Here is a 6,483-nt window from a genome sequence, read left to right as displayed (position 1 = left end):
GTCCACGGACAACGGACGTGGCAGCGAGCCGGGCCGATGGTGCAGCGGATCGACGCGATACCAGCCCACGGGAACGCTGTCGGACGGGTTGTAGATCAGGCGCGGCAGCGGATGCACGAAAGACGCCCAGGCCAGCGCAGCGAGGCCGCAGGCGGCGAGGCCCGCGAGCACGATGCGAGCGCGCAAGCGTGAGCGGGCGTGCGAGCGAGGACGCGGCGCGGTGCCAGGGGTGGAAACGGCGGTCATGGCAGCGCCCTCCCGGTCAGCCAGGCGGCGTGCCGCTCGGCGGTGTATTCGGGCAGCGGCAGGCGCGCGGCGAGCCGGTTGGCGAGCGTGCGCCAGTACGCGGGCGAAACGGCGACAGGCGCGATGCCCAGCGCCTCGATGGCGTCGATGCACTCCAGCACGGCGCGCACTTGCCCGTCGCCCTCGGCGTGCAACAGCAGGCGCGCGCCCGGCTGCACGCCGGGGATGCGCTGCGCGTCGTCCAGCGGTGTGCAGGCTTGCATCACCATGAGCTGCCAGCGCACGGTACCGTAGTCGTTGGCCTGCCAGCGGATGCGGCAGAACAACGCGCCCGGCAGGAACACGGCGCAGCGTCGCCAGCGGTCGAGCTGGTGCGTGCGCGCGGGTTCGCCAAAGCGCAGGTAGAGCTTGAAACGGGCCTCGATGTAGGCCAGCGCCACGCGCGTCAGCGGCGCGCTGGCCGGCAGGCTGGAAGGCGCGGCGGCAGGTGCAGTGGATACGGTCATGGTGTGTTCTCCCTGCGTTGCTCGGGAAACTCCCGCTCTAGCATGCCGCGCAGCAGGTCGGCCACGGTCACGCCTTGCGTGAAGGCCGAGACCTTGATGCGCGCCCGCATGGCGGGCGTGATGTCGAGGGTGAGGCGGGCCGTGTAGAGGTCGCCCTTGCCCAGCGCATCGGCGTCGCCTTGCCGAATCCACGCTTCAGCGTGCGGATTCGCAGGCGGACGCGCGCCGATGCCGACGCGCTTCGCTGCGCGCTTGCTGTTCGGTGGTGGCTTCGCTGTCATGTCGTCCACCGCAGCAGTTCGTCCACCAGCGCGGTGATCTCGCGCGCGGCGGCGCTGTCCGGCGCCGTCTCGCGTGCAAGCCGGCCAGCGGCCACGCTGTCGGCGAACACGATGCGCTGATGCACTTCCGCGCGCAGCGCAGGAAGCGGCTGGTCGGCAAGTGCTTGGCGTGCTTCGCGCCCGATCACGGTGGTACTGACGCGCCGGTTGATGACGAAGGCCGCGCGCAGCGCAGGCCGGAACACCTGCGCCTCGCGGATCAGCGCGACCATCTCCGCGCTGGCCCACAGGTCATACGGGCTGGGTTGCACCGGGATCAGCACGCGCTCGGCCGCCAGCAACGCGGAGCGCGCCAAGGCGGCGATGCGCGGCGGCCCGTCGATGACGACGTGATCGGCCCGCCTGGCAAGCTCTGGCGCTTCCTGATGCAGCGTTTCGCGTGCGAGGCCCACGGCGCTGAACAGCCGTGGCAAGCCTTGCTGGCTTCTGCGCTGCGTCCAGTCCAGCGATGAACCCTGCGGGTCGGCGTCCAGCAGCACGACGTGCTGGCCGCGCATCGCCAGCTCGCCGGCGATGTGGGTGGCGAGCGTGGTCTTGCCCACGCCGCCTTTCTGGTTGAGCAGCGCGACGATCATGGCCTGGCCCTCCGTGTTGGAAAGCCCGGCTGTTGCTGCGTTGGTGGCCGCGTGGCGGTTATCCACCGCAGCGGCGTTTCCCTACTAAAAGTTAGAGAAATTAAGTTAGGGAAGTTAGAGGGCGCGAAAACCCAGTGCTGGCGCGGGTTTGCGGCCGATTTTGTTGCCTGATAGCACGATAGTTCGTTGCCTGATAGCACGATACTTCTGTTGCCTGATAGCACGAGTCCGTCCACAGGCTGTCCCGCACTTATCTCCGTGCCGTGGACGGCACGGGCCGGAACGTGAGCAGCGGCGAGGAAAGCCCGGAGACGTGCTCGATGCCCAAGTGGTAGCCGGGCAACGACTGCCGCGCGACCAATGCCCGCAAGTCGGCGGCGAAGTCGTAGTAGCGCGCCACGCTGCCCGATTTGCGGTACAGGTGCTGAAAGTCGAACTGCCAGCCGTGTTCCTGCCTGCCGCCGTGCTTGCGCACCAGGCGGTACAGCCACCGCTCGATGCCGCCGGTCAGCCGGAAATACGCCGGGTCGATGGTCAGTACCAGGGCAGCGTCGATCACGCCCGCATAGAACCAGTCCGGCAGGATCAACTCGATGCCCAGCGGCGTGCCGCCGGCATCGGCCAGTTCCTTCCATTCGTTGATCCATGAGAAGCGATGCAGGCGCCGGCCTGTCGTCTCGCGGATGGACGTGGCCACCGTGGTCGATTGCAGGCGATCCAGGGCCGCCTTGAGGCGCTGGTAGTCGCGCAGCGACGTGCCGCGCCCGATGAAGCGCAGGATCTCGTAGGGCGTGGCCTGCATCAGCCGCGACGGGCGCAGGCCCGCGTCGCGGGCTTCCACGATCTGGCTGGCGGCCCAGATCAGAATGTCGGCATCCCAAATGGTGGCAATGCCGTGCTCGGCCGTGCCCTCCACGCGGATCGTGACGTTGCCGGCCCGGAAGTCGATCGGCGCCGTGCGCCGCGACTTCGCCAGCGAGAAGAACGGAAAGGCCATCAAGTCCTGGCTGTCGCGCGGCGCCATGTCGCCGGGCAAGGCGCGGAACAGGTCGAGCTGTTCGCGCTCTTGCATCGGCCGCTGCCGCACGGGCAGCGCGGGGCTGGACATGGCGATGGCCTGACGCGCGCCAGCGATCAGCGCGCACGGCTGTCGGCCGAGTGGTGCTCGGCGTACTCGGGATCGGAAGTCGTCTCGAAACTGCGATCAGCCGCCCAGGCGTCGAGGTCGGCCACGGCGTACATGACGCGCCGGCCGAACTTGCGAAAGCGCGGGCCACCGCCGATCACGCGCTGCTTTTCCAGCGTGCGTGGCGACAGGCGCAGGTACTCGGCGGCTTCGTCGTTGGTGAGATAACGCTGCGGCTGCGCGGCAGCGGTCGAGACAGTGGCGGCAGGCCGCAAGGGAGCGGGACGCATGGTGTGAACCTCCATCGTTTGAAGACGCCCGACCACACAGCGCGACCGGATAGAGGCAGTCTCAAGAAACGAGGGGTTTTCGATCAGGGACGTTTTGCGTCGGCTGCAAAACGTCCCTTCTCAAGCGGCGCAAGCTGTGCTAGGCGGCGATAGCCGCCGCGCATCAGCGCATCGCCGCGCCGTACCAGACGGCGCACGCGGGCGCGCAGATCGCCGTCGGCGTGCCAGTCGGCCGCCACGGCATCGGCGCCGAACAGCCCTTCGGCGACTTCGCGCAAGGACGCGCCCGCCAGGGTCGCGTCGAGCGCCTGCAAGGTATGCAGTTCCAGCAGTACGGCGAGTGTCGGGCGGGGCTTGGCATCGGCCAGGTCAGAACTGGGCACATGCCCGCGCGCAGGCGCGGCAGCGCCGCCGCGGTGGGCATAAGCGACAGCCATGCCATCCTCCAGGCCGGGCGCCAGCGCGAAGCGCGCGCATCGACCGGGGCTGCGCGCGATCAGCGCCAGCCCTTTGCCGTCATGCAGCAGTTGCTTGTGCCCAAGGATGCGCCAGAACGCAAAGGCGACCGCATCGGGCGGCGGGTCAGCATCGGCATAGAGCTGCACCACGGCAGCGTGGCCGGGCAGCCAGGCCGGATGCGCGTCGCGCGCATCCAGAGCCGGATCTTCCAGCATGCGCAAGCCCCAGCGATGCGCCGCGTCCTGTGCCGCCTGCGGCCGGCGATGACGGCGCAGCCAGTCGAGCCGGTAGTCGGGATGCCTGCGCAGGTATTCCCAGGCGAGCGCAAGGTCGTCCAGATGCAGCGCGTACAAGTACGCAGCAGTCGGATACCAAGGCTCGGCGCTGCGATCGACCATGACGCAAGCTCCCTGCAAGCAGGACTGGCCGCCACGGGAGAACTACGCGCTACATCGGCATCGTCAGAACGTCATGGGTTAAGAATAAGGATAGGGCTGTCAAGACCGATTGGCTCCGATGCGTTGCGGTAGGCGTCTCAATGGCGGGGCAGCGGCGTCCCGGTTGTGGAACACCGTACAGCCCAGCCTGCCGCAGTTCGCACAGGGCATCATGTCTATTTGGATCAGACTGGCGTGGGTATGCCGCAAGAATCCCGATTGAGACTTTCCCGGTATGACACCAGACTGAAAAAGTCACAGTGCGCGGGGGGTCAGTCCGGGATGGCCCCGTCCTGCTCGGCCAAGCGGGTGTATTCCGACAGCGTGCGCGTGGGCCGGAAATAGAGGTCGCGCAGTACGGGCCGCTTGAGCGGCCCGACGATGCCGGCCAGGTCAGACAGCTTGACGGTGCCTTGTGCCGGCATCCCGATACCCAGGTCGATGAGGCCCCAGGCAGTGTCGCCGTCGGCGGGGTCGAGCGCGGCCAGCAGCCAGGTCACATGTGCGTCCGGCGTGAACAGCCGCACCACGGGCACCGGGTCGAAGGCCCGGCCAGCGGCGCGGACCTCCCCGTGGGCCAGTAGCCGCGTCCGGTCGTCCTCGGTGATGAGCAGGTTCATGGCGATGCTCTCTGGCTACACGAATCCGCCAAAGCGTGAAGGCGTACAGCCGTATCGGCGGATTTGTGCAGAAACACGCTTGCGGTTCCGTTACTTCGCGCCTTTGTTGAAACCCGTAAGTGCGGATTTCTGTAGAAGCGGATTTCTGTAGAAGCGCAAAACAGTGGGATTTCTATGAATGAGTTAAAGATAACGTGGTTTTAATTGTGGTGCGAATCGACGCTTCTGTCTATGCAGAAGCGTTCCGTTCAGCCCGGCCGACCGGCTGGCACCGCCACCTATGACGCCGAGTTGGCCCGTGCCTTCGGTGCAGCAGTGCGTGCTCTGCGTAAGGAGCGCGGCATCGCGCAGGAATCGCTTGGGCACATGGCCGGCGTGGAGCGTTCGCACATTGGCAAGATCGAGCGCGGCGAGCACATGCCCACGCTCGCGCTCATTTTCAAGATCGCCGGCGCGCTCGAATGCAGCACGGCGGTACTGATGAGCGAGGCTGAAAGCCAGCTCGCAGCAGCGGCCCAGCCGTAGGTGCAGGCCGGGCCGATCCGGCGAAGTCCGGTTCGGCGGTGTTCAAGGGGTGCCAAGCATCGCGCGGCGGGGATAGCCCGCCGGGCTTTCCCCTAGAGGCAAGCGGAGCGCGCAGCGCCGCAGGCGCGAAGGCGTGAGGGATTGAAGCCGAATGGCCGTGACGACAAAGACGGCACGGGGCGCAGCCCGAAAGCCCGGTGGCGTATCGCGCCGACACGCCATGCCCTGACTGCAACGGCAAACATCGCTGCACCCAATGGAAACGCAACCCCATACGGGCAACTGCCTGCCGCCAAGTTCGGAACGAACTAACAGCGCAGCGCCCCGCCGCGTGGCGGGGCGCTGCGGCGGCGGTCACGCCGCCTGGGGCTTGCTGCGCGACCAGATAAGGTCGTGTGTGCCGTCCTCGCCTTCGATCAGGCGAGCATAGACCGGAGCCGGGAACGAAGGATCGTCGAGGGTCACGGACTTGTAATCCCGTCCGGCCTCGCTGGTCTTGTTCCATGCCGCGCCGATGTCGTGGCCGGCGACCTGGACGCGGAAGTCCGGGGCTTTCTCGTTGTCTCCCTTGTCGTTGGGAACCAGCTTGACCCTGACGTTGAGCGTCAGGGTGCGAAGCGTGCCGGTGAAGCCGTCCTTGTCTGCGGTGAAGGTGCCGATGTTGGCCATGATGTTTTCTCCGTTCGGTTGAACAAGGTTCGCGCCCATCGCGTCCTTGTTGTGATCCGGCCGGCGGGGGACGGGCTGGCTGCACCGCTTGCGGTTGAAACGCAGTGGAGAACCGGAAGGCGAAAAGAATTTGCTGCGCGAGGAAGCCGCGCAGCGGCGGGGAAATTGTTTTCGCCGGACGGTTGCAGCCATGAAGCCCGAGGCGCAGCCGCGCCACCGCCAGGATTCACAACGAGACAAGGACGCCTTGGGCCGAACCGCTCCGAAAGGAGATTTGGCCGGCTCGGCATCCCCGCATGAAGGCTGCGCCGGCTCGTCCGCTGACGCGGGCCAGGTCAACGACCCGACGACAGGCGAGAACGCCCCTGCCGCACCTTGCGGCGCTGGTCTTGAGGCGTGACGTGGAAGCTCCATAGCGATGCCGGGCGGGTTGTCCGTGAACCGTCCTTCGTGACGCGACAGGCAGGAACCGCCAGCGTTGAGGGCGGCACGCATTTGCACAACCTGCCGCAGCAAGCGTCAGCGTGTTCGCCAGCGCCCCGTCTATCGCGGCGGGGCACTGGCCGGGCCAATCCGCGCAGCCGGTTCGGCCGCATCGAGGGACGCCAAGCATCGCGCGACGGGGATAGCCCGCAGGGCTTTCCCCGAGGCAAGCGCAGCGCGCAGCGCCGCAGGCGCGAAGGCGTGAG

The 6,483-nt window shown here is 67.4% G+C and carries 9 protein-coding genes and 1 pseudogene; 1 reads left to right on the top strand and 9 read right to left on the bottom strand.

Translation table 11 applies throughout. From position 1 onward, the window contains the following. From HMPREF3014_RS13140 to HMPREF3014_RS13105, 8 genes and pseudogenes are all read right to left on the bottom strand, one after another. A pseudogene (locus HMPREF3014_RS13140) lies at positions 1 to 246 on the bottom strand (S26 family signal peptidase); the annotation flags it as partial. Further along, entirely contained in the window at positions 243 to 752 is a 510-nt protein-coding gene (locus HMPREF3014_RS13135) for a DUF2840 domain-containing protein (protein ID WP_034017127.1), read from the bottom strand. The pseudogene HMPREF3014_RS13140 and the gene HMPREF3014_RS13135, both read right to left, overlap by 4 nt. Next, entirely contained in the window at positions 749 to 1,033 is a 285-nt protein-coding gene (locus tag HMPREF3014_RS13130; protein ID WP_034017168.1) for a hypothetical protein, read from the bottom strand. The genes HMPREF3014_RS13135 and HMPREF3014_RS13130 overlap by 4 nt, the downstream gene beginning before the upstream one ends. Continuing rightward, positions 1,030 to 1,668: a ParA family partition ATPase gene (gene parA / locus HMPREF3014_RS13125; RefSeq protein WP_016452353.1), complete on the bottom strand. Its 639-nt coding sequence runs from the start codon at positions 1,666 to 1,668 to the stop codon at positions 1,030 to 1,032. Before parA ends, HMPREF3014_RS13130 begins: the two co-directional genes overlap by 4 nt. A gap of 250 nt (positions 1,669 to 1,918) precedes the next feature. Beyond that, positions 1,919 to 2,776 (bottom strand): replication initiator protein A, encoded by an 858-nt coding sequence (locus HMPREF3014_RS13120; RefSeq protein WP_034017124.1) that lies wholly within the window; start codon positions 2,774 to 2,776, stop codon positions 1,919 to 1,921. Positions 2,777 to 2,802: 26 nt separating this feature from the next. Continuing rightward, the gene (locus HMPREF3014_RS13115; protein ID WP_003107109.1) at positions 2,803 to 3,084 is read right to left on the bottom strand and encodes a helix-turn-helix transcriptional regulator; all 282 of its coding nucleotides are present in this window, start codon (positions 3,082 to 3,084) and stop codon (positions 2,803 to 2,805) included. An 83-nt stretch (positions 3,085 to 3,167) separates the two neighbouring features. Then, positions 3,168 to 3,941, bottom strand: a complete 774-nt coding sequence (locus HMPREF3014_RS13110; RefSeq protein ID WP_034017122.1) for a DUF7011 domain-containing protein — start codon at positions 3,939 to 3,941, stop codon at positions 3,168 to 3,170. A 311-nt stretch (positions 3,942 to 4,252) separates the two neighbouring features. Then, on the bottom strand, positions 4,253 to 4,600 hold the full coding sequence (locus HMPREF3014_RS13105; protein WP_034017120.1) for a DUF2958 domain-containing protein: 348 nt from the start codon (positions 4,598 to 4,600) through the stop codon (positions 4,253 to 4,255). A gap of 231 nt (positions 4,601 to 4,831) precedes the next feature. Here HMPREF3014_RS13105 and HMPREF3014_RS13100 point away from each other — a divergent pair, with 231 nt between their 5' ends. Next, positions 4,832 to 5,125, top strand: a complete 294-nt coding sequence (locus tag HMPREF3014_RS13100) for a helix-turn-helix domain-containing protein (protein ID WP_034017118.1) — start codon at positions 4,832 to 4,834, stop codon at positions 5,123 to 5,125. Positions 5,126 to 5,479: 354 nt separating this feature from the next. On the opposite strand, the gene HMPREF3014_RS13095 is transcribed toward HMPREF3014_RS13100, so the two are convergent. Then, positions 5,480 to 5,794: a DUF736 domain-containing protein gene (locus HMPREF3014_RS13095; protein ID WP_034017116.1), complete on the bottom strand. Its 315-nt coding sequence runs from the start codon at positions 5,792 to 5,794 to the stop codon at positions 5,480 to 5,482. Positions 5,795 to 6,483 lie beyond the last annotated feature (689 nt).

It is taken from the genome of Pseudomonas sp. HMSC065H01 (assembly GCF_001815235.1).
GTDB classification, from domain to species: domain Bacteria; phylum Pseudomonadota; class Gammaproteobacteria; order Pseudomonadales; family Pseudomonadaceae; genus Pseudomonas; species Pseudomonas aeruginosa.
The sequence above is the reverse complement of the archived record's forward strand: the minus strand, read 5'-3'. Positions and strand labels throughout refer to the sequence as shown.

Coding starts and splice junctions, on each gene's coding strand:
- HMPREF3014_RS13135 (WP_034017127.1), bottom strand. CDS start 752: ATGACCGTATCCACTGCACCTGCCGCCGCGCCTTCCAGCCTGCCGGCC.
- HMPREF3014_RS13130 (WP_034017168.1), bottom strand. CDS start 1,033: ATGACAGCGAAGCCACCACCGAACAGCAAGCGCGCAGCGAAGCGCGTC.
- parA (WP_016452353.1), bottom strand. CDS start 1,668: ATGATCGTCGCGCTGCTCAACCAGAAAGGCGGCGTGGGCAAGACCACG.
- HMPREF3014_RS13120 (WP_034017124.1), bottom strand. CDS start 2,776: ATGTCCAGCCCCGCGCTGCCCGTGCGGCAGCGGCCGATGCAAGAGCGC.
- HMPREF3014_RS13115 (WP_003107109.1), bottom strand. CDS start 3,084: ATGCGTCCCGCTCCCTTGCGGCCTGCCGCCACTGTCTCGACCGCTGCC.
- HMPREF3014_RS13110 (WP_034017122.1), bottom strand. CDS start 3,941: ATGGTCGATCGCAGCGCCGAGCCTTGGTATCCGACTGCTGCGTACTTG.
- HMPREF3014_RS13105 (WP_034017120.1), bottom strand. CDS start 4,600: ATGAACCTGCTCATCACCGAGGACGACCGGACGCGGCTACTGGCCCAC.
- HMPREF3014_RS13100 (WP_034017118.1), top strand. CDS start 4,832: ATGCAGAAGCGTTCCGTTCAGCCCGGCCGACCGGCTGGCACCGCCACC.
- HMPREF3014_RS13095 (WP_034017116.1), bottom strand. CDS start 5,794: ATGGCCAACATCGGCACCTTCACCGCAGACAAGGACGGCTTCACCGGC.